This window comes from Streptomyces sp. NPDC002867, assembly GCF_053591895.1.
The window spans coordinates 22162-43548 of sequence record NZ_JBSFUR010000002.1 but is presented as its reverse complement, the minus strand read 5'-3'; the positions used below and the strand labels follow the sequence as shown (position 1 = coordinate 43548).

The following is a 21387-nucleotide window of genomic DNA, read 5'->3' as shown; positions in this document are numbered from 1 at the left end:
GCGCTTTCGGACGGTGCGTCAGGAGGCGGAGCCCGCCGTCCGGCGACGGACGACGAAGACGGCACCCGCACCGAGCGCGACTGCCGCGCCGGCGGCCGCCGCGAGCTGCGGCAGCGCGGAGTCGGCGCCGGTGTTGGCCAGCGTGCCGGTGGTGCCGCCCTGCGGGACGACCGCCGGCCTGGTCTTCGAGGTCTTGCCGGGCTCGGCGTCGTCGACCTTGCCCGGCTTGCTGCCGGCGGCCAGCAGGTCGAACTCGTACTCCGTGAAGAAGTTGCCGCCGCAGGTGCCGTCGTCGTTGACGTAGTCACCGGCCACGAAGGCCATGCCTTCGCCGGCGGGCGCCTTGGCGTCGACCTTCAGGCGCAGCTTGACGTCGGCGTGGGCGCCGGCCTTCAGCGGACTGATGGAGCCCGCGTACTCGCCGTCCGCGACGTCGTTCCACTCGGGCGAGTTCTTGGTGGACCACTGAAGGTCGAAGTACTCGTCGATGACGTTGTAGCCGCTCTTGTCGGTCGCGTGGAAGTACACGAACGGCAGGACCTCGTCGAGGGTCTTGTCGGTGCCGTTGGTGACGCGGACCGAGAAGTCGACCGTGGAACCGGCGACGATCTTGGAGGGGAGACCCTGGGCGACGGTGGTCAGTCCGTTCTCGGGGACACAGGCGCCCTCGTCGTCACCGCCGTCGTCACCGTCGTTGTCGTCGTCCTCGTCCTCCTCCGCCTTGGCGTCGGCGAGGGCCTTGTCGGCCGCCTCCTTCGCCTTGAGGGCCTCGGCCGTGGCCTTCTCGGCCTTGGTCAGCGCCTGCCCGGCGGCGACGCGGGCGTTGTCGGCGTCGGTGGCGGCCTTCTTCGCCTTCTCGTCGGCGGCGGCCTTCGTCGCCTCCGCGGCGTCGGCCGCGGCCTTGGCGTCCGCGACCTTCTTCTCGGCGGCGGCCTTCTCCTCCTCCGTGGCGGTCTCGGGGAGTTCGGCCAGTTCGGCCTCGGCGTCGGCGAGCGCCTGGTCCGCGACCTCCTTGGCGGTCTTCGCGGCGGCGGCCTCGTCGGCCGCGGCCTTGGCGGCCACCGCGTGGGGCGCCTCGTCGGAGCAGGCGAAGTCGAAGGCCTCCTTCGCCGCCTTCTCCGCGGCGACGGCGGCGTCGTACGCCTTCTGTGCCTCCGCGGCCGCCGCCTCCAGCTCCTCGATGGTCGGCTTGTCCTCCGACGCCTGCTGCGTCGCCGACTGTCCGGCGGTGGGCCTGGCGTCGGCGAACGCGGGGGTGACGGTGAGCAGTACGGCGGGGGTGGTCACTGCGGTGACGACCGCCGTGGCCAGCATGCGGCGAATGTTCAAGAGAGCCCTTTTCTCGGGTCCGAGGCGCGGTCAGAACGCAAGTACAGGGCAGCCGCTGCGGGGGCACTCACGCATCGCGGCTGCCCGGCGATCGTATGACCGGAAATGGGGGAGAAGGAAGGAGGTTATGCAGATGCCGGGGACTGCCGCGGGCGTACGGCGGGAAGGCAAACCGGCGGATAAGCCGCAGTTGCCTCCGGGGCCGCACCCTCTTGTGTGATCCATGTCATCCGCGCGGTCCCGCCGTGAGCCGGGCCGCCGAGGCGATCGTCGCGCGGGCCTCCCGTTCCGGGAGGCCGGCCCGGACCGCCGCGTCGGTCAGCGCGTCCGCGAGCGCGTCGCCGAAGCCGTGTTCGTACGCACGGCAGGCGGCCCAGAACAGCCGGGTGTTGCGCTGTCCCTCCTGTGCGGCGAGGACGAACTGGACCAGTCCCTGCCCCTGGTGCGTACGGCTCGGTGCGCCCGCCGCCCCGGCGGGCGGGTGTCCGCCGGTGTGCGCGGCGTGGCGGGGGCGCGCGGGAGGTGCGATCAGACGCAGGAGGGAGGGCGGGCAGGGCGCGGGGGACAGGTGCGCGGTCCCGGGAGCCAGGCGGTACGCGCCGTGCGCGGTGACGGAGCCCGGTCCGACGAGGTACCCGCCGACGCCGCGCACGTCGATGCCGGGGGCGAGACGGCCCGCGGAGTTGGGGACGAGCACGTCGGGCGGGCCGGTGAGCCACAGGTGCCGGCCGCCGCTCGGGGTGAGCACCGTGACCGTCTCCGGGATGGTGAACAGATGGCGCAGGGCCAGGTGCCGGAGCTCCGCCACGGAGTCGGTGTGCGGCGTGGTGTCGAGGTCGATGCCGATGAGCCGGTGCGGCGGGCGTCCGCAGGCGATGCCGTAGCCGGTCGCCCAGGGCGCGGCGGCGAACAGGGCGCGTACGGCGGCGGGGTCCGTGGTCGCGTCGTGCACGCCGTGGCCGGGAAGGCCGCACTCGCCACGGCACAGGGAGGGCCTCGGCTCGTCCCGGTGGGGAGAGCGCAGGGCGGGGAGCTTGGTGGGCGACAGGGGGATGACGGGGAGCCCGCGCTCGGCGGCGGTGAGGGCGTGGGCGAGGGCCAGGGTGGCGGTCTGCCGGTCGGTGATGGCCATGCCTCTATGTTCGTACACACGTTCGAAGAAGGGTAGGGAACGGATGGGGCGAGAGGGTGGCGGAACGCTTCATCCCGCACGGCGGACGGGTTCGAGGGGTGCGCCGGTTCGGTGGGCGCGAGTGGTTTGTCGACGTGTCATCACGCTTGCGAGCGAATCGTCCGGCTCTGGTGCGTTCGCCGGGAATCCGGTGGGCAGCTCTGTTCTCGCGACGCCGCGGAACAGGCGTCGACATCACGCACCGGTGGGGGTGCGGCCGGCCCGAGGGGGAGGGGGAAGGAGGTGAACAACCGGCGGCGCGACGGCACTTGGGGGCCGTCGCGCAGGCGTACGGGTGTGCCACATGTGGCCATCGGTTCACGGCCTTGACACCCCAGGCGATCTGACGGACAGTCAGATCTCCTGGGAGGGGGAGGACGCGGTGACCGACGAGCTCTACGCACGGCTGAAGACGTACGAGGGGCGGCCCGTCGCCCTCGCCCGCGAAGGCAAGGACCCCGTCAACGAGCCGATGATCAGGCACTGGTGCGAGGCGATGGGGGACACGAACGCCGCGTACCGGGGGCCGGACGCCATCGCGCCCCCGACCATGCTGCAGGCGTGGACGATGGGCGGGCTGTCGGGACACAGCGGCCGGGCCCCCGCCCAGGACGAGCTGTTCGCCCTGCTCGACGCGGCGGGGTTCCGGTCCGTGGTGGCGACCGACTGCGAGCAGGAGTACCTGCGGCCGCTGCGCCCCGGCGACCGCATCGCCTTCGACGCGGTGATCGAGTCGGTCTCGCCGCGCAAGACGACGAAGCTGGGGGCGGGGTACTTCATCACCACGCGGACGGACGTGCGGGCAGGCGGAGAGCCGGCGGGCACGCACCGCTTCCGCATCCTCAAATACGCACCGGCCGCCCGGTCGGCCCGAGCCGCACCCTCCCCCGCGGCCGAGCGCCCGCGCCCGGTGGTCAACCGGGACAACGAGGGGTTCTGGCAGGGCGTGGCCGCCCACCGGCTGCTCATCCAGCGCTGCGGCGGCTGCGGGAGGCTGCGCCTGCCCTGGCTGCCGGGATGTGCGGCATGCGGCTCGCCCGACTGGGACACGGTGGCCGCGAGCGGAGCGGGCACCATCTTCTCGTACGTGGTGATGCACCATCCGCCCTTCCCCGCGTTCGACCCGCCGTACGCGGTGGGGCTGATCGAGCTGGCCGAGGGCGTGCGGTTCGTGAGCAACGTCGTGGGGGTGCCGTACGACAAGGTCCGCATCGGGATGCCGGTGGAGCTGGAGTTCCTGCGGGTGGACGACGACCTGGAGCTGCCGGTCTTCCGGGCCGCGCCGGACCGGGGGGAGGCCGTATGAGTCCGGTCCCGTCCGCGGGCACGGAGCTGCCTCCGCTCACCGTTCCCGTCACGCGCACGCTGATCGTCGCCGGAGCCATCGCCTCCCGCGACTACCAGGATGTGCACCACGACGCCGAACTCGCGCGGGAGAAGGGGTCCCCGGACGTCTTCATGAACATCCTGACGACGAACGGCCTGGTCGGGCGGTACGTCACCGACTTCTTCGGGGGGCGTGCCGTGCTGCGCCGGGTCGCCGTACGGCTCGGTGTGCCCAACTACCCCGGCGACTCCATGGTGTTGACCGGCACGGTCGAGGCGAGCGACGGCACGACGGCCGAGGTGCGGGTCGTCGGCGTCAACGGCCTGGGCATCCATGTGACGGGCACCGTGACCGTGACCCTCCCGGAGGAGAGCGCATGAGCATCCGGGGAAAGGACGCGCTCGGCGGCAGGGCGGCCGTGGCCGGGATCGGCGCGACCGAGTTCTCCAAGGATTCCGGTCGCAGCGAGCTGAAGCTCGCCGTGGAGGCCGTGCGGGCCGCGCTCGACGACGCCGGCCTCTCCCCCGCCGACGTCGACGGCATGGTCACCTTCACCATGGACACGAGCCCGGAGATCACGGTCGCCCAGGCCGCGGGCATCGGCGAGCTGTCCTTCTTCTCGCGCGTCCACTACGGCGGCGGCGCGGCCTGCGCCACCGTGCAGCAGGCGGCGCTGGCCGTCGCCGCGGGCGTCGCCGACGTCGTCGTCTGCTACCGGGCGTTCAACGAGCGCTCCGGTCGCCGCTTCGGCTCCGGGGTACGCCGCCGCGAGCCGTCGGCGGAGGGCGCCGCACTCGGCTGGAGCCTGCCCTTCGGACTGCTGACCCCGGCCTCCTGGGTGGCGATGGCCGCGCAGCGCTATCTGTACGTGTACGGGCTGACGCCCGAGGTGTTCGGCCATGTCGCCGTGAGCGGCCGGCGGTACGCGGCGACCAACCCGGCCGCGTACTTCCACGGCAGGCCGATCAGCCTCGCGGACCATGCCGCGTCGCGGTGGATCGCCGAGCCCCTGCGGCTGCTGGACTGCTGCCAGGAGACCGACGGCGGCCAGGCGATCGTCGTCACCGGTGTCGAGCGCGCCCGTGACCTGCCGCATCCGCCCGCGGTGGTCCTCGCCGCGGCCCAGGGAGCGGGCAGGGCCCAGGAGCAGATGACCAGCTTCTACCGCGACGACCTCACCGGACTGCCCGAGATGGGCGTGGTGGCCCGCCAGTTGTGGCGCACCTCGGGGCTTGGTCCCGCAGGCATCGACGTGGCGATCCTGTACGACCACTTCACGCCGTTCGTGCTGATGCAGCTGGAGGAGTTCGGCTTCTGCGGGCCCGGGGAGGGGGCCGCCTTCGTGGCGGCGGACGAGCTGCCGCTGAACACTCACGGGGGCCAGCTGGGGGAGGCGTACCTGCACGGGATGAACGGGATCGCCGAGGCGGTCAGGCAGGTGCGCGGCACCTCGGTGAACCAGGTACCGGGCGCGTCCAGGGCGCTGGTCACGGCGGGCACCGGGGTCCCCACCTCCGGACTGGTCCTCGGGGCCGACGGCGCGTAGCCCCTGCGGGTGCCCTCCACCTTCAGGAGGTGCGGCCCGCGCCGGCCCTACAACCTGAGGGGGACACCGCTTCGGTCCCTGGGGCCGATCCGCCGCGGCGGGCCCGCTCCTAGCGTGGAGACATGACCACGCCAGTCTGTACGAACGCCTCCCAGGCCGCCGCGCCGGTTCCGTCGTACACGCCTTACACATCGTTCTCGTCGTATGTACGGGCGCGGGGGCCCGTACTGCTGCGGACCGCCAGGTCGCTCACCGCGAACCCGAGCGATGCCGAGGACCTGCTGCAGACCGCGCTCACCAAGACCTATGTCGCGTGGGACCGGATCGAGGACCACCGCGCGCTCGACGGCTACGTGCGCCGCGCGCTGCTCAACACCCGTACGTCGCAGTGGCGCAAGCGCAAGGTGGACGAGTTCGTCTGCGACGAGCTGCCCGAGCAGGAGACCGTCGCGGCGACGGACCCGGCCGAGCAGCAGGTGCTGCACGACGCGATGTGGCGTGCGGTGATGAAGCTGCCGGACCGACAGCGGGCCATGGTCGTCCTGCGGTACTACGAGGACCTGAGCGAGGCGCAGACGGCCGAGGTGCTCGGTGTGTCGATTGGGACGGTCAAGAGCGCGGTGTCGCGGGCGCTCGGAAAGCTGCGCGACGATCCGGAGCTGACCGCGGTCCGCTGACCGGACGTGGACGCCCGATCCTGACGCCACCGACGCGTCGTGTGCGGTGTTGGTCGGTGATGTGCGGTATTCACTACTCCCTGGTAGTGACATACCGCTTGGTATGTGCGCAGAATCTTCCCACTTGCCGCAACGTAGCGCCAGCGCCCACGGGAGGACGCCGTGCTGAGCACCATGCAGGACGTACCGCTGACTGTGACCCGCATCCTTCAGCATGGGATGACGATCCACGGAAAGTCGCAGATCACCACCTGGACCGGCGAGCCGGAACCCCACCGCCGCAGCTTCGCCGAGGTCGGCCGGCGCGCCACTCAGCTGGCCAACGCCCTGCGCGACGAGCTCGGCATCGACGGCGACCAGCGCGTGGCCACCCTCATGTGGAACAACGCGGAGCACGTCGAGGCGTACTTCGCGATCCCCTCCATGGGAGCCGTGCTCCACACACTGAACCTGCGCCTGCCCGCCGAGCAGCTCGTGTGGATCGTCAACCACGCCAGCGACCGCGCCGTGATCGTCAACGGTTCGCTGCTCCCCCTGCTCGCCCCGCTCCTGCCGCACCTGCCGACCATCGAGCACATCGTGGTCTCCGGCCCCGGCGACCGGTCGCTGCTCGCCGACACCGAGGCGCAGGTCCACGAGTACGAGGAGCTGATCGCGGGCAGGCCGACCACCTACGACTGGCCCGAGCTGGACGAGCGCAACGCCGCGGCCATGTGCTACACCTCCGGCACCACGGGCGACCCCAAGGGCGTCGTCTACTCCCACCGCTCCATCTACCTGCACTCCATGCAGGTCAACATGGCCGAGTCGATGGGCCTGACCGAAAAGGACACCACCCTCGTGGTCGTCCCGCAGTTCCACGTCAACGCCTGGGGCCTGCCGCACGCCACCTTCATGACGGGCATCAACATGCTGATGCCCGACCGCTTCCTCCAGCCCGCGCCGCTGGCCGACATGATCGAGCGCGAGAGGCCGTCGCACGCCGCGGCCGTCCCCACCATCTGGCAGGGCCTGCTCGCCGAGGTCACCGCCAACCCGCGCGACCTCAGCTCCATGCAGCAGGTCACTATCGGCGGCGCCGCCTGCCCGCCTGTCCTCATGGAGGCGTACGACAAGCTCGGCGTGCGGCTGTGTCAGGCCTGGGGCATGACGGAGACCTCGCCGCTCGGGACCATGGCCCACCCGCCGGCCGGTCTGAGCGCCGAGGAGGAGTGGCCCTACCGCGTCACGCAGGGCCGTTTCCCGGCCGGTGTGGAGGGACGTCTGGTGGGCCCCGGCGGCGAGTTCCTGCCCTGGGACGGCGAGTCGGCGGGCGAGCTGGAGGTGCGCGGTGCCTGGATCGCCGGCGCCTACTACGGCGGAGCGGGCGGCGAGGACTTCCGCCCCGGCGACAAGTTCAGCGAGGACGGCTGGCTGAAGACCGGCGACGTCGGCGTGATCAGCCCGGACGGTTACCTGACGCTGACCGACCGGGCCAAGGACGTCATCAAGTCAGGTGGCGAGTGGATCTCCAGCGTCGAGCTGGAGAACGCGCTGATGGCGCACCCCGAGGTCGTCGAGGCGGCCGTCGTCGCCGTCCCGGACGAGAAGTGGGGCGAGCGTCCGCTGGCGACGGTCGTGCTCAAGGAGGGATCGACGGCGGACTACGGGACGCTGCGGGACTTCCTGGCGGAGTCGATCGCCAAGTGGCAGCTGCCCGAGCGGTGGGCGATCGTGCCGGCGGTGCCCAAGACGAGCGTGGGCAAGTTCGACAAGAAGGTGATCCGCAGGCAGTACGCCGACGGGGAGCTGGACGTCACCGAGCTGTAGTCGTCTCGCCGCCGCAGCGGCGGCGAGGGACGACGAAGGGGCCGGCGGTCATCATCGCCGGCCCCTTTCGCGTGGACGTCTTTCGGGTGGACGTCCGCGCGTGGGCGTCAGTTGGTGCCGATCTTCGCGAGCAGATCGACGATGCGGGCCTGGACCTCGCTGCTGGTCGACCGCTCGGCCAGGAAGAGCACCGTCTCCCCGGACGACAGCCGCGGCAGTTCGGCCGGATCGAGACCCGCCGAGGTGTAGACGACGAGCGGCGTGCGGTTCAACTGCCCGTTCGCGCGCAGCCAGTCGATGATCCCGGCGCGCCGGCGGCGCACCTGCATGAGGTCCATCACCACCAGGTTCGGCCGCATCTGGGTCGCCAGCGTCACCGCGTCCGCGTCGGTGCCGGCCCGGGCCACCTGCATCCCGCGCCGCTCCAGCGTCGCCGTCAGCGCGAGCGCGATCTCCTCGTTCTCCTCGATCAGCAGCACGCGCGAGGGGTGCTGCTCGCTGTCGCGCGGGGCCAGCGCCTTGAGCAGGACGGCCGGATCGGCGCCGTACGCCGCCTCCCGTGTCGCCTGCCCGAGGCCCGCGGTCACCAGCACCGGCACCTCGGCGGCCACGGCGGCCTGCCGCAGCGACTGCAGCGCGGTCCGCGTGATCGGACCCGTCAGCGGGTCCACGAACAGGGCCGCGGGGAACGCCGCGATCTGCGCGTCCACCTCCTCGCGGGAGTGCACGACGACGGGCCGGTAGCCGCGGTCGCTCAGCGCCTGCTGCGTGGGGACGTCCGGCGCCGGCCACACCAGCAGCCTGCGCGGGTTGTCCAGCGGCTCGGGCGGCAGCTCGTCGTCGACGGGCTGCGGCTGGGGCCTGTTGGCGACCTCGACCGCGCCGCCGGGTCCGTCCAGCGGCTCGGGGCCCTCTGCGCCCTCGTCGGGCGCCCCTATCGCGTACGCGCGGCCTTCCGAGCGGTCGGCGGGCAGCCGTGAGGTGCCCGGCGCCGGGACGGGCGCGGGGCTCGGCGCGGCCTGCGGCTGCGGATGGGGGCGGGCGGCGGCCTGGGGGAGGTCGCTGTCCGGTCGCGTGCCCAGCTTGCGGCGGCGGCCGGAGCCGAGCGTCTGGTTCTGCTGCTGCGTGAGGTGCTGCACGAACGGCACGCCCTGCCCGAGGGTGCGCACGCTGAACGCGCGCCCCTGCGTCGAGTCCGCCGTGACCGGCTCCTCGGCGGGCAGCGGCTGGGCGACGCGGGGCGGGGGCACGGCCGCTCCGGACGCGGCCGCCGGTCCCGTGACGGGACGCGCCGGCGGCAGTGGTACGGACACGGATCCGGTGTCCGTACCCCGCGCGGGCGTGCTCGCCGCGTCCGCGGAGTCCTGCGCCTGAGCCGTGGCCGCCGCCGGGGCGGAGCCCGTCTGCCTGTTCTCCGGTGCGGCAGGCGTCGCCTGAGCCGCGGGCCCGCCGCCCGACGTACCAGGCGTCGCCTGCGCCGCAGGTCCGCGGCTCGACGTGCTGTCCGGCGCGGTCCGCTGTGCCTGGCCGGGCAGAACGGGCTGCGGAGCGGGCTGCTGAACGGCGGTCCCCTCGGCGGCCTCCTCGGCCGTCCCGACGGCCGTCTCGCCGGTGGCGGGCGCCTGCGCCTGACCGCGGGCACGCCTGCGGCCGGTGGGCGCCGGATGCGGCTGCGGCGGCGTGTGGTGCTCCGCGCCGGGGGCCGTGGTCACGGCGTCGTGCTGTTCGGCCGGGACCGCGGCGGCGGTCCCCGGCTGCACCCGGTCCGCCTCGGCGGGCGGCAGCGCGAACGCGGTCCGTGCGACGCCCTCCGCCTCGGCCGGTGCGGGGGCGAGCGCCCGCCGGGCCCGCCGGCCGGTCGGCTGGGCGGCTGCTGGCGGTGCGACGGGCTGGGCAGCCGACGGTGCGGCGGCCAGCTCGGGCAGCCCGCTCTCCACGGCCCGCCGGGCCCGCCGCCCCGACGGAGGGGCCGCGAGGCCGTGAGCGTCGACCGGCACGCCCTGCGGCGGCACGGTCTCGCCACGCGCGGCCCGCCCGCCGGCGCCTTCCGCGGCCGTGACCACCGAGCCCTCCGCGGCAGCCTGCGGCGTGGCCGCGGCCTGCTCGGCGGGGCTCGGCCGCCCGCGCCGGCGCCCCGTGCCGTTGGCGTTCACGCTTCCGTCGGCGGAGGTGTCGCCCGCGTCCGGGGCGGGGACCGGTTCGGCCTCGGCCGGGTCCGCCTGGGCGGCACGGCGCCGCCCGGACGGCGGTGCGGCGACCGGGTCCTCCATCGCCACGGGGCTCTCCAGGAAGGCGTCCGTGGAGGCCCGGCGCGCGCGCCGCCGACCGCCGCCGGCCGTGGCCGGGGCGGGCTCGGAGGTCTGCTGGGCGGGCAGGGCGAGCTCCGCGGCCGGCGGCGGGGCCACCGTGCCCGCGCCCTCGCCGAGCGGCACCTCCAGGACGTACGCGCTGCCGCTCATCCCCGGCACCTCGTGCGTCTGCAGCACCCCGCCGTGCGCCCGGACGATCCCGCGCACGATCGGCTCGTGCACCGGGTCCCCGCCGCTGAACGGTCCCCGCACCTCGATCCGTACGACGTCGCCGCGCTGTGCCGCCGCGACCACGACCGTCGAGTCCACGTAGCCGCCGCCGGGCACGACCTTGGCCTTGCCCGTCGAGTCGACGCCCGCGACGTCCGCGACCAGGTGCGCGAGCGCCGTCGCCAGCCGCGTCCCGTCCACCTCGGCCTCTATCGGCGGCGCGTGCACGGCGAACTGGGCCCGCCCCGGGCCGATCAGCTCGACGGCGCCCTCGACGCCTGCCGCCACGACGGCGTCGAGCAGCACCTTGGACTTGGTCAGCGCCTCCTCGCCCGTGTCGAGGCGCTGGTAGCCGAGCACGTTGTCGACGAGCGTCGTCATCCGGGCGTATCCGGCGGCCAGATGGTGCAGGATCTGGTTCGCCTCGGGCCACAGCTGTCCGGCGGGGTCGTCGGCCAGCGTGCCCAGTTCCCTGCGCAGCTCCTCCAGCGGCCCGCGCAGCGACTCGCCGAGCACGGCGGTCAGCTGGGCGTGCCGGGCGGCGAGTTCCCCGTACCGCTCGGCGCCGGCCTCCAGCTCGGCGGTGTACCGATCGGCCTTGTCGGCCAGTTCGGCCTCGTACTTCTCCGAGGCGGCCGTGAGCTCGGCCGTCAGCCGCTCCGTCGTCCGCGACAGCTCGCCGGTCAGGCGCTCGGTCGTCTCCGCGAGCTCCTCCGCGTGCTTGCGGGCCTGCTCCTCGAACGGCCGCCGGTCGGTGAACGTCATCACCGCGCCGACCAGCTGGTCCCCGTCGCGCACCGGCGCGGTGGTCAGGTCGACGGAGATCTTGGAGCCGTTCTTCGCCCACAGCACCTGCCCCCGCACCCGGTGCTTGCGCCCGGACTTGAGGGTGTCGGCGAGCGGCGACTCCTCGTAGGGGAAGGGCTCGCCGTCCGCGCGCGAGTGCAGGATCAGCGGGTGCAGCTCCTGGCCGCCGAGATCACTGGCGCGGAAGCCGAGGATCTGCGCGGCCGCCGGGTTGACGAGGACGACCCGTCCGTCGGTGTCGGTGCCGACGACGCCCTCGGCCGCGGCCCGCAGGATCATCTCGGTCTGCCGCTGCGAACGCGCCAGCTCCGCCTCGGTGTCCATGGTCCCCGACAGGTCCCGCACGACCAGCATCAGCAGCTCGTCGCCGGTGTAGGCGTTGTACGAGTCGTACGCCTCGCGTCCGTCCAGGCTCGCGCTGGTCACCTCGACCGGGAACTCGCTGCCGTCCGTCCGCCGCGCCGTCATCCGGGTGGGCTTGGTGCGCCCGTGCGCGTCGGCCGTGTCGGGCCGGCGCATGGAGCCGGGGATCAGGCGCGAGTCGAACTCGGGAAGCAGGTCGAGCAGCCCCCGGCCCACGAGAGCGGTGCCGGGCGCCTCGAAGAGCTCGAGGGCGATGGTGTTGGCGTTGACGACCGTGCCGTTGGCATTGACGAGCACGAGCCCGTCAGGGAGGGCGTCGAGTATGGCTGCGAGGCGAGCAGCGCCTCGGGATGGCCTGCTGCTCACGACGACGGTTCCTCCCTGACCTACTGCGTATTGCGGACGGCCGGTCCCATCTTGCCCCTCGGGCCTCGGCCTGTCACTGAGGGAGTCTAAGGGCAGTGTCCGGCGCGGGGACGGCGGATGCGGGGGAGCTCTCACCAAGGTTGTGTGCGGATGGCGTACGCCTTCGGCCTATGACCTGGTGTTCGGCAGGACCGGCTCCAGCATCTGCCAGCGTGAGATCTCGCAGCCGTCGGACCGGTTGAAGGTGGCGTTCACGCGCCGCCCCTGCCAGGTGCCGGTGATCCGCGCGGTGGCCGGTCCGCCGAACTGCTGGGTGCACATCTGTCCCTCTGGCACCGGCGCGAACGGGTCGTGGTTTCGCCGGGCGAGCTCGTCGAGCCGCTCGCAGGCGGACTTCGCGGAGGGGTGGGTGCCACCCGCGGGGGCGCACTTCAGCCTGTAGCGGCCGTCTGTCCGGGTCCCGGTCTCCGAGACCACGACCATCAGCCGATCGGGTGCGTCCAAAAGCGGTACGGGCAGCGGGAGGGGTGACGTGACCGCCCCGGCGGCGGGCATGGCGCAGGCCAGGGCGGCGGCGGACACGGTTGCGGTGACGACGAGGCGACGAAGCATGCAGGGCTCCTGGAAAGTGTCGGGTCCGTGCGGGGCGGCCGGCTCCCGGCGGATCTCGGCCGGGCGGCCGGGTCGGGCCCCGGCATCTCTAACGCTGCGTGTGCCGCCGCGTTGCGCAACCCGAGATGCTTTGCTCTGCGGGCCCAGGGGCTAGTACCGTGGACGGCGATTGGTGACAGGCCGCCGTGCTGTGTCATCATCTGCACGCACCGCTCGCGCGGGTGTGCTGGAGGCGTCGCCTAGTCCGGTCTATGGCGCCGCACTGCTAATGCGGTTTGGGTCTTAAAGCCCATCGAGGGTTCAAATCCCTCCGCCTCCGCCAGTTGATCACCGAAGCCCCGGCCCGACGGCCGGGGCTTCGGTCGTTCCGGCCCCGGCCCGCCTGCTCCCCTCGCGCCCCACCGCGCCCGCCCACTGCGCCCATTCGGGTATCTGTGCAGGTCAGGGCGGGTGCGGCTAATGGATTTCGCGTGACGGCGCAGGTCATGTAATGTTGTTCCCGCAACGCCGACCGGGCGGAAAAGCCCGGGAAGCACAAGCACTCGTAGCTTAACGGATAGAGCATCTGACTACGGATCAGAAGGTTGCAGGTTCGAATCCTGCCGAGTGCACACAGGCGAGAGGCCCCGGACGAGAGTCCGGGGCCTCTCGCGTTGGGGCCGTGGAGCAGCGGAGCACCTGGGCACGAGGAGAAGGTGCCGAGAGCGGTTCGTCCGGTCGGCGTACGGGCCGGGCGCCGCGAGATCATGGAGGGGCGTCGCGATCCGTGCGTGCCCGAGCCGGCTGGGGACCACGGGTCACCGGCGTGGACGCAGCGGGTCGCCGGAGGTGTGGGCATGGCGTGGCGGTGTGCGGGGGTCGCCTGGCCCGACGGTGGGCCGGGCGCGGTGCTGCGCTGGGAAGGCGGGCGGGTCAGTCCGCTCGGGGCCGGCCGGGGGATCGGCTTCCGCGCCATGGGCGAGCGGCACTGCGTCGGGGCGCGGGGGAACGCCTGTCCGCTGCGGGCGCAGGTCTCGGCGCGCGCCACGCAGGCGCGGTGCCCCGAGTGCGCGCGGCTGGACCGGGCGCACTCCGTGGCGGCGGACGCCGTGCCCGACGACCCCCGGACCTACCGCGTGTACCTGGCCTGGTTCGGGCCCGGGACGGTCAAGGTCGGGATCACCGCCGAGGAGCGCGGGGCGGCCCGGCTGCGGGAGCAGGGGGCCGTGGCCTTCAGCTGGCTCGGGCGCGGGCCGCTGATGGCCGCGCGGCGGACCGAGGAGCTGCTGCGCGCCGCGCTGGGCGTGCCCGACCGGATCCCGTACGGCAGGAAGCGGGCGGTGCGCACGGCGTTGCCGCCGGTCGCCGAGCGGGCCGGCGAGGTCGAGGAGCTGCACGCGCGTGCCGTCGCGCTCGGCGGGTGGGCCGGCTCCCTGGAGCGGATGCCGTGCGAGGTGGTCGATCACGCCGCGGTGTTCGGGCTCGACCGGCTGCCGGCCACGACCGGCGTCGTGCGCGAGCTGGTCGACGGGGGCGTGGTCGCCGGGCGGCTGCTGGCCGCGGTCGGGCCGGACCTGCATCTGCGGACCGCCGCCGGCCGGGTCGTCGTGGTCGACACCCGCCTGATGACCGGATGGTCGCTGGTGGGCGCCGACCCGGGTGCCGAGGTGAGCGTGCCGCTGACCGCGGTGCCGTCCGGGAGCGAGCAGGACGGGCTGTTCTGACCGGCGCCCCGGTGGCAGGCGCCGGACGGCAGGCACCCCGACGGCACAGGACACGGTCCCCTTCGGTTCCCTTTCTGCGATGACGGTGGACAACGCCGCCGTTCGGATCGGAAGGTGACCCCCATGACTGGCGAACCCGCCGCCGGGCGGCGCGGCGGCGCGGCCGGGACGAGTGGGACGAGAGCTACGGCGTGCACGTCGCCGAGGTGGAGCGGAGCTACGGCGTGAACGAGGGCGAGGCCGCGGAGGTACGGGAGTTCTGGGGGCGGCTCGGGCTGCCGGGGCTCGTCGACGTCCACACGCACTTCATGCCCGAGCGCGTCCTGCGCAAGGTGTGGGCGTACTTCGACTCCGCGGGACCGCTGACCGGCCGGGAGTGGCCCATCACCTACCGGCGCGCCGAGGACGAACGCGTCGAACTGCTGCGGGCGTTCGGGGTGCGGACCTTCACCTCCATGCTCTACCCGCACAAGCCGGGCATGGCCGCCTGGCTCAACGGCTGGTCGGCCGGCTTCGCGGCGCGCACACCGGACTGCGCCCACACGGCGACCCTGTTCCCCGAGCCGGGCGTGGCCGCGTACGTACGGGACGCGGTCGAGGGCGGGGCGCGCGTGTTCAAGGCGCATGTGCAGGTCGGCGCGTACGATCCCGGCGATCGGCTGCTCGATCCCGCGTGGGGACTGCTCGCCGAGGCCGGGGTGCCGGTCGTGATGCACTGCGGCTCGGGGCCCGCGCCCGGCAAGCACACCGGGCCGGAACCGGTGGCACGGCTGCTCGCGCGTCATCCGCGGCTGCGGCTGGTCGTCGCGCACATGGGCATGCCGGAGTACACCGACTTCCTCGGCCTCGCCGAGCGGTACCCGCACGTGCACCTCGACACGACAATGGCGTTCACGGACTTCAGCGAGGCCACCGTGCCGTTCCCGGTGCGGGAGCGCGGGCGGCTCGCCGGCCTCGGGGACCGGGTCGTGCTGGGGACGGACTTCCCGAACATCCCGTACCCGTACGTCCATCAGCTGCGCGCCCTCGAACGGCTGGAACTCGGGGACGACTGGCTGCGGGCCGTCTGCCACGACAACGGCGCCCGGCTCCTCGCGCCGGTCCGGCTTTCTCAGGGAATTCACAGGGTCGGGCAAGAAGGCTCTCAGGGCGGGCCCCCAGGGTGGCGAGCATGACCACTACCTCGCCCCTGGGGCGCACCGAACTGCTCAGGCCCGACGGCGGTCCCGTACGGGTGCTCGTCGTGGACGACGAGGCGCCGCTGAGCGAGCTGTTGTCGATGGCCCTGCGGTACGAGGGGTGGGAGGTGCGCAGCGCGGGCGACGGCGCGGGCGCGCTGCGCTCGGCGCGCGAGTTCCGGCCGGACGCCGTCGTGCTGGACGTGATGCTGCCGGACATGGGCGGCCTCGCCGTCCTCGGCCGGCTGCGCCGCGAAGTGCCCGACGTGCCCGTGCTCTTCCTCACCGCGAAGGACGCGGTCGAGGACCGGATCGCGGGGCTGACGGCCGGCGGCGACGACTACGTGACCAAGCCGTTCTCGCTGGAGGAGGTCGTGGCCCGGCTGCGCGGCCTGATCCGGAGGTCGAGGGCGGCGGCCGTGCGCAGCGAGTCGCTGCTCGTCGTCGGCGACCTCGTGCTCGACGAGGACAGCCACGAGGTGACGCGCGGCGGGCAGTCGATCCGTCTCACGGCGACCGAGTTCGAGCTGCTCCGCTACCTCATGCGCAATCCCCGCCGGGTGCTGAGCAAGGCGCAGATCCTGGACCGGGTGTGGAACTACGACTTCGGCGGCCAGGCCAACGTCGTCGAGCTGTACATCTCGTACCTCCGCAGGAAGATCGACGCGGGGCGGTCGCCGATGATCCACACCCGGCGCGGGGCGGGGTACCTGATCAAGCCCGGTGAGTGAGGTGACGGCGGGCGGGCGCGGGCGGCCGTGGTCGCTGCGGACCCGGCTGGTGGTCTCGGCCGTGCTGCTGATCGCCGTGGTGTGCGCGGTGATCGGGACGGTCACGACCGTCGCGTTCCGCACCTACCTGTACGGGCAGCTGGACGCGCAGCTCGGCGCGGTGGCGATGCGGGCCACCGGCCCCCCGCTCCCGGACGGCGAGCGGCCGCCGGGCGATCTGCCCCGCAAGACGCCGCTGGGCTTCGTCACGGGCGGCGGCGCTCCCGTGGGCACGGTCGGTGCGCTGGTCGGCGACGACGGGACGGTCACCGTGGCCGTCGCGAGCAGGCAGAGCGAGCCGGACGGGCTCGGGCCCACCGAGGACCCGCTCACCGCGGCGCAGCGCGACGCGCTCGCCTCCGTGGCGCGGGACGGCGAGCCGCACACGGTCGAGCTGCCGGACCGCGGCGGCTACCGGGTCGAGTACGCCGACGGCGTCCGCGGCAAGTTCCTGGTCGGGGTCCCGACACGCGACGTGGAGGACGCGCTGCGGACGCTGATCCTGGTCGAGGTCTGCGTCACCGGTGCGGGACTGGTCGCCGCGGGTATCGCGGGCGCCTCCATGGTCGGCGTGGCACTGCGCCCGCTGCGGCGGGTGGCGGCGACGGCGCGGCGTGTCTGCGAACTTCCGCTGCACAGCGGGGAGGTGGCGCTGCACGAGCGGGTGCCGGACGCCGAGGCCGATCCGCGCACGGAGGTCGGACAGGTCGGGGCGGCGCTCAACACGCTGCTGGGACACGTCGGTTCGGCACTGAGCGCACGGCAGGAGAGCGAGACGCGGGTGCGGCGGTTCGTCGCGGACGCCGGCCACGAACTGCGCACGCCGCTCGCCTCGATCCGCGGCTACGCGGAGCTGACGCGGCGCGGCCGGGAGCGGAACGAGGCGGAGGCACCCCCAGGCGGAAGGCCCGGAGGGAGGGACGCCGTCCCGCCGGACACCCGGCACGCGCTCAGCAGGATCGAGTCCGAGGCCGTGCGGATGACGGGCCTGGTGGAGGATCTGCTGCTGCTCGCCCGGCTGGACGCGGGACGCCCGCTCGCGTACGAGAGCACGGATCTGCCGCCGCTGGTCGTGGACGCCGTCTCGGACGCCCGCGCCACGGGCCCCGACCACACGTGGCGGCTGGAGCTGCCGGCCGAACCGGTGACCGTACGGGCGGACCGGGAAAGGCTTCACCAGGTCCTGGTGAACCTGCTCGCCAACGCCCGTACGCATACCCCTCCCGGCACCACCGTCACGGCCCGGGTGCGTGCCGGGGACCCGCCCGCAGGGCCCGTGCTGCTGGAGATCGAGGACGACGGCCCCGGCATCCCCGAGGAGTTCCAGCGGTCCGTCTTCGAGCGCTTCGCGCGCGGCGACGCCTCCCGTTCGCGGCAGGCGGGCGGCACCGGGCTCGGGCTGGCCATCGCGCACGCCGTCGTCACCGCGCACGGTGGCACGGTGGGCGTGCGGTCCGTCCCCGGCCGCACCGTGTTCACGGTCGCGCTGCCGCCCGCGCGGGCCGGGGCGGGCCCGGCGGAGGAGGCCCCGCAGGACTCACAGGCGGGCCACAGGCTGATCACACAGCCGTGACAGCGCCCCCGCCGAGGGTCGCCGTATGCGAACCGACACCCCAGGCGGGACCCTTCCGGCCCGTGAGCACCTGCTCGCGGGCCCGGCCGGTCCGCCCGTACTCGACGTCGTGGTCCCGGTCTACAACGAGGAGGCCGATCTCGAACGGTGCGTGCTGCGGCTGCACGAGCACCTCGCGCGGACCTTCCCGTACGGCTTCCGGATCACCGTCGCCGACAACGCGAGCACCGACCGCACGCCCGGGATCGCCGCGGGCCTGGCCGCCCGCATCCCCGAGGTGCGGGCGCACCGGCTGGAGGAGAAGGGGCGGGGGCGGGCGCTGCGCACGGTCTGGTCGCACTCGGACGCGCCTGTGCTCGCCTACATGGACGTCGACCTGTCCACCGACCTCAACGCGCTGCTGCCGCTGGTCGCTCCGCTGATCTCCGGCCATTCGGACCTGGCCATCGGGTCCCGGCTGGCCCGCTGCTCCCGGGTGGTGCGCGGCCCGAAGCGGGAGATCGTCTCGCGGGCCTACAACCTGATCCTCAAGTCCTCGCTGGCGGCGCGCTTCTCGGACGCCCAGTGCGGGTTCAAGGCGATCCGCCGGGACGTCGCCGAGCGGCTGCTGCCGATGGTCGAGGACACCGGCTGGTTCTTCGACACCGAGCTGCTGGTGCTCGCGGAGCGGGCGGGGCTGCGCATCCACGAGGTGCCCGTCGACTGGGTCGACGACCCGGACTCGACCGTGCACATCGTCCGTACGGCCGTCGAGGACCTGAAGGGCGTCTGGCGGGTGGGCCGCGCGCTGGCCGTCGGCGCGCTGCCGCTCGACCGGCTGGCGCGGCCCTTCGGCGACGACCCGCGCGACCGGCGGCTGGCCGGGGTGCCCGGCGGACTGACCCGTCAACTGGTGGGCTTCCTCGCGGTGGGCGCGTTCTCCACGCTGCTCTACCTGCTGCTGTACTCCCTCTTCCGTGCCGGTACGGGCCCCCAGGCCGCGAACGCGGCCGCCCTGCTGCTCTCCGCCGTCGCGAACACGGCCGCGAACCGCCGGCTCACCTTCGGGGTCCGGGGCCGCGACCGCGTCGTACGCCACCAGGCGCAGGGACTGGTCGTGTTCGGCATCGGACTCGCGCTGACCAGCGGCTCGCTCGCCGCCCTCGACGCGGCGGCGGGCAGCCCCTCCCACGGCACGGAGCCGGCCGTCCTGATCGCGGCGAACCTCGCGGCGACCGTGCTGCGGTTCCTGCTGTTCCGCGCCTGGGTCTTCCCCGAAGGGCACCGGTCCGGCACCGCACGTGCCGCCGGCCCTGCGACGCCCGCCGCCCCCGCGGGGCCCGACCGCCCCGGCACGCCCGACGACTCGATGAGGTGCATCCGATGACCACGATCCTTCCTTCCGCCGCGGCGGCGGGGGCCGACGGCGCCGGACCCGCCCGCGGACATCGCGGCGCGCTCGCGCGGCTGTGGCGCGGCCGGGAGGCGGACGGTCCCTGGGCCCGGCCGGCCCTGCTCGCGCTGCTGCTCGCCACCGCGCTGCTGTACCTGTGGAACCTGAGCGCGTCCGGTTACGCCAACTCCTTCTACTCCGCGGCCGTCCAGGCCGGCAGCGAGAGCTGGAAGGCCTTCTTCTTCGGCTCGTCCGACGCGGCCAACTCCATCACCGTCGACAAGCCCCCGGCCGCCCTGTGGCCGATGGCCCTGTCCGTGCGGCTCTTCGGACTCGGCTCCTGGCAGATCCTGGTGCCCGAGGTGCTGATGGGCGTCGCGACCGTGGCCGTGCTCCACGCGGCCGTCCGGCGGCGCTTCGGTCCGGCCGCCGGGCTCCTGGCGGGCGCGGTGCTGGCGCTGACGCCGGTCGCCGCGCTGATGTTCCGCTTCAACAACCCGGACGCGCTCCTCGCCCTGCTGATGACGGTCACCGTGTACTGCGTGCTGCGCGCCCTCGAGGGCGCACGCACGAGGTGGCTCGTGTGGGCGGGCGTCGCGGTGGGGCTCGCGTTCCTGACGAAGACGCTGCAGGCGTTCCTGATCCTGCCGCCGCTGGCGCTGGTGTACGCGGTGTGCGCGCCGACGACGCTGCTGCGCAGGCTCGGTCAGCTCGCTCTGGCGGGGCTCGCGGTCGTGGTCTGCGGCGGCTGGTGGGTCGCGGTCGTCGAACTGTGGCCGGCGTCCTCGCGTCCGTACATCGGCGGCTCGCAGACCAACAGCTTCCTGGAACTGACCTTCGGCTACAACGGCCTCGGGCGGATCAACGGCAACGAGACCGGCAGCGTCGGCGGTGGCGGCGGTGGCGGCGGTGGCGGCGGCCGGGCCGGAGGCGGCTGGGGCGAGACGGGCGTCGACCGGCTGTTCGCCGGGAACATCGGCGGCCAGATCGCCTGGCTGCTGCCCGCCGCGCTGGTGCTGCTGGTCGCGGGGCTCGTCCTGACCCGTCGCGCCGGCCGCACGGACACGGTGAGGGCGGCGTTCCTGGTGTGGGGCGGCTCGCTGCTGACGACCGGGGCGGTCTTCAGCTTCATGGCGGGGATCTTCCACGAGTACTACACGGTGGCGCTCGCGCCGTACATCGCGGCGCTGGTCGGCATGGGCGCGAGCATGCTCTGGGAGGAGCGGGCGAGGGCCGGGTGGGCGGCGGTGCTCGGCGGCACGGTGGCGCTGACGGCCTGGTGGTCGTACGTCCTGCTGGGCCGGAGCGCCGACTATCTGCCGTGGCTGCGTACGGCGGTGGCGATCGGCGGCCTCGTGGCCGCGGCGGGGCTGCTGTTCGCGGTCCGGGCCGGGCGGAGGGCGGCGCTGGCCGCGGCCGGGCTGGGTCTCGTCGTCTCGCTGGCGGGCCCGGCGGCGTACTCGCTCACGACCGTGGGCGAGGCCCACGCGGGTTCGATCGTCACGGCGGGGCCCGCGGTGGCGGGCGGCCGGGGCGGCCCGGGCGGACCCGGCGGCGGGGGCGGCCCCGGGACGCCGCCGCGCGGGCAGACGGACGGTGGGGCGGGCGGCCGGGCCGACGGCCCGCCGGGCGGCCGGATGCAGCCTCCCGGGCAGCCGGGTCGGGGCGCCCAGGGGCCGGCGCAGGGCCGGGGGCAGATGCCCGCCGGCGCCCCCTCCCGTGGCGATGGCGGCCTGGGAGGGCTGCTCGGCGGCACGACCGTCGACGCCGCGACCGCGGCCAGGATCGAGCAGGACGCGGACGACTTCACCTGGGCCGCCGCGGCCGTGGGTTCCCAGAACGCCGCGAGCCATCAACTCGCCACCGGCGAGCCGGTGATGGCGATCGGCGGCTTCAACGGCAGCGACCCCTCCCCGACCCTCGCGCAGTTCAAGCAGTACGTCGCCGACGGCCGGATCCACTGGTTCGTCTCCGCGGGCGACGGCATGCGCAACGGGCCGGGCGGAGGCGCCGCCGCACAGATCACCGCATGGGTCGAGGAGAACTTCACCGAGGTCACCGTGGGAGGCACGACCCTCTACGACCTGACGGCGGCCTCGTAGCGCTGCGAATGGAGGCGCGTGCAGTCCCATCCCGTTTCTCTCTCCTCGCACAACTGCAGGGGGCGGCAGGCCGTCCCCTGCCTGCCGCCCCGTCCCGGTCGCCTCTCCGCTCGAGGAGCGACCGGGAGGCCGACTACTCGCCCGGGTGGGCGAGTTCGATGTC

General features: G+C 73.9%; 15 protein-coding genes and 2 tRNA genes. 13 read left to right on the top strand and 4 right to left on the bottom strand.

Translation table 11 applies throughout. From position 1 onward, the window contains the following. Positions 1-18: 18 nt before the first annotated feature. Positions 19-1314, bottom strand: coding sequence for an LAETG motif-containing sortase-dependent surface protein (locus ACWD0A_RS01745; RefSeq protein WP_451293625.1), 1296 nt, complete (start codon positions 1312-1314; stop codon positions 19-21). A gap of 241 nt (positions 1315-1555) precedes the next feature. Continuing rightward, entirely contained in the window at positions 1556-2461 is a 906-nt protein-coding gene (locus ACWD0A_RS01740) for a bifunctional DNA primase/polymerase (RefSeq protein ID WP_451293623.1), read from the bottom strand. Positions 2462-2882: 421 nt separating this feature from the next. Between ACWD0A_RS01740 and ACWD0A_RS01735 the strand changes: the two genes are divergently transcribed. The 5 genes from ACWD0A_RS01735 to ACWD0A_RS01715 all read left to right on the top strand — a co-directional run bounded on the left by ACWD0A_RS01735 (position 2883) and on the right by ACWD0A_RS01715 (position 7859). Then, positions 2883-3806 (top strand): bifunctional MaoC family dehydratase N-terminal/OB-fold nucleic acid binding domain-containing protein, encoded by a 924-nt coding sequence (locus ACWD0A_RS01735; RefSeq protein WP_451293621.1) that lies wholly within the window; start codon positions 2883-2885, stop codon positions 3804-3806. Next, complete coding sequence (locus tag ACWD0A_RS01730) at positions 3803-4207, top strand: acyl dehydratase (RefSeq protein ID WP_451293619.1); 405 nt, start codon at positions 3803-3805, stop codon at positions 4205-4207. The genes ACWD0A_RS01735 and ACWD0A_RS01730 overlap by 4 nt, the downstream gene beginning before the upstream one ends. Then, positions 4204-5373 carry a lipid-transfer protein gene (locus tag ACWD0A_RS01725; protein WP_451293617.1) on the top strand — a complete coding sequence of 390 codons (1170 nt, stop codon included), beginning with the start codon at positions 4204-4206 and terminating at the stop codon, positions 5371-5373. Before ACWD0A_RS01730 ends, ACWD0A_RS01725 begins: the two co-directional genes overlap by 4 nt. Before the next feature lie 122 nt (positions 5374-5495). After that, positions 5496-6050: a SigE family RNA polymerase sigma factor gene (locus ACWD0A_RS01720; protein ID WP_451293615.1), complete on the top strand. Its 555-nt coding sequence runs from the start codon at positions 5496-5498 to the stop codon at positions 6048-6050. A 162-nt stretch (positions 6051-6212) separates the two neighbouring features. Next, positions 6213-7859: a long-chain fatty acid--CoA ligase gene (locus tag ACWD0A_RS01715; protein WP_451293613.1), complete on the top strand. Its 1647-nt coding sequence runs from the start codon at positions 6213-6215 to the stop codon at positions 7857-7859. 107 nt (positions 7860-7966) lie between these two features. Here the strand turns inward: ACWD0A_RS01715 and ACWD0A_RS01710 are convergent, their stop codons facing one another. Continuing rightward, positions 7967-11914, bottom strand: a complete 3948-nt coding sequence (locus ACWD0A_RS01710) for a PAS domain-containing protein (RefSeq protein ID WP_451293611.1) — start codon at positions 11912-11914, stop codon at positions 7967-7969. A gap of 168 nt (positions 11915-12082) precedes the next feature. Next, positions 12083-12526: an SSI family serine proteinase inhibitor gene (locus tag ACWD0A_RS01705; protein WP_451293609.1), complete on the bottom strand. Its 444-nt coding sequence runs from the start codon at positions 12524-12526 to the stop codon at positions 12083-12085. 228 nt (positions 12527-12754) lie between these two features. Between ACWD0A_RS01705 and ACWD0A_RS01700 the strand changes: the two genes are divergently transcribed. The 8 genes from ACWD0A_RS01700 to ACWD0A_RS01665 all read left to right on the top strand — a co-directional run bounded on the left by ACWD0A_RS01700 (position 12755) and on the right by ACWD0A_RS01665 (position 21224). Next, positions 12755-12848: transfer RNA gene (locus ACWD0A_RS01700), tRNA-Ser, on the top strand. Between the two features lie 216 nt (positions 12849-13064). Beyond that, a tRNA-Arg gene (locus ACWD0A_RS01695) sits at positions 13065-13137 on the top strand. A 225-nt stretch (positions 13138-13362) separates the two neighbouring features. Then, positions 13363-14229 carry a DUF2797 domain-containing protein gene (locus ACWD0A_RS01690; RefSeq protein WP_451293607.1) on the top strand — a complete coding sequence of 289 codons (867 nt, stop codon included), beginning with the start codon at positions 13363-13365 and terminating at the stop codon, positions 14227-14229. A gap of 224 nt (positions 14230-14453) precedes the next feature. Continuing rightward, positions 14454-15404, top strand: coding sequence for an amidohydrolase family protein (locus ACWD0A_RS01685; protein ID WP_451294019.1), 951 nt, complete (start codon positions 14454-14456; stop codon positions 15402-15404). Next, entirely contained in the window at positions 15401-16138 is a 738-nt protein-coding gene (locus tag ACWD0A_RS01680; protein WP_451293605.1) for a response regulator transcription factor, read from the top strand. The genes ACWD0A_RS01685 and ACWD0A_RS01680 overlap by 4 nt, the downstream gene beginning before the upstream one ends. Next, positions 16131-17750 (top strand): sensor histidine kinase, encoded by a 1620-nt coding sequence (locus tag ACWD0A_RS01675; RefSeq protein WP_451293603.1) that lies wholly within the window; start codon positions 16131-16133, stop codon positions 17748-17750. Before ACWD0A_RS01680 ends, ACWD0A_RS01675 begins: the two co-directional genes overlap by 8 nt. A gap of 25 nt (positions 17751-17775) precedes the next feature. Further along, positions 17776-19116, top strand: coding sequence for a glycosyltransferase (locus ACWD0A_RS01670; RefSeq protein ID WP_451293601.1), 1341 nt, complete (start codon positions 17776-17778; stop codon positions 19114-19116). Beyond that, positions 19113-21224: an ArnT family glycosyltransferase gene (locus ACWD0A_RS01665; protein ID WP_451293599.1), complete on the top strand. Its 2112-nt coding sequence runs from the start codon at positions 19113-19115 to the stop codon at positions 21222-21224. Before ACWD0A_RS01670 ends, ACWD0A_RS01665 begins: the two co-directional genes overlap by 4 nt. Positions 21225-21387 lie beyond the last annotated feature (163 nt).

Bases quoted from the DNA above. Each gene is read 5' to 3' on its own strand.
- ACWD0A_RS01745 (WP_451293625.1), bottom strand. From the start codon at position 1,314: ATGCTGGCCACGGCGGTCGTCACCGCAGTGACCACCCCCGCCGTACTG.
- ACWD0A_RS01740 (WP_451293623.1), bottom strand. From the start codon at position 2,461: ATGGCCATCACCGACCGGCAGACCGCCACCCTGGCCCTCGCCCACGCC.
- ACWD0A_RS01730 (WP_451293619.1), top strand. From the start codon at position 3,803: ATGAGTCCGGTCCCGTCCGCGGGCACGGAGCTGCCTCCGCTCACCGTT.
- ACWD0A_RS01725 (WP_451293617.1), top strand. From the start codon at position 4,204: ATGAGCATCCGGGGAAAGGACGCGCTCGGCGGCAGGGCGGCCGTGGCC.
- ACWD0A_RS01720 (WP_451293615.1), top strand. From the start codon at position 5,496: ATGACCACGCCAGTCTGTACGAACGCCTCCCAGGCCGCCGCGCCGGTT.
- ACWD0A_RS01705 (WP_451293609.1), bottom strand. From the start codon at position 12,526: ATGCTTCGTCGCCTCGTCGTCACCGCAACCGTGTCCGCCGCCGCCCTG.
- ACWD0A_RS01690 (WP_451293607.1), top strand. From the start codon at position 13,363: ATGGCGTGGCGGTGTGCGGGGGTCGCCTGGCCCGACGGTGGGCCGGGC.
- ACWD0A_RS01680 (WP_451293605.1), top strand. From the start codon at position 15,401: ATGACCACTACCTCGCCCCTGGGGCGCACCGAACTGCTCAGGCCCGAC.
- ACWD0A_RS01670 (WP_451293601.1), top strand. From the start codon at position 17,776: ATGCGAACCGACACCCCAGGCGGGACCCTTCCGGCCCGTGAGCACCTG.
- ACWD0A_RS01665 (WP_451293599.1), top strand. From the start codon at position 19,113: ATGACCACGATCCTTCCTTCCGCCGCGGCGGCGGGGGCCGACGGCGCC.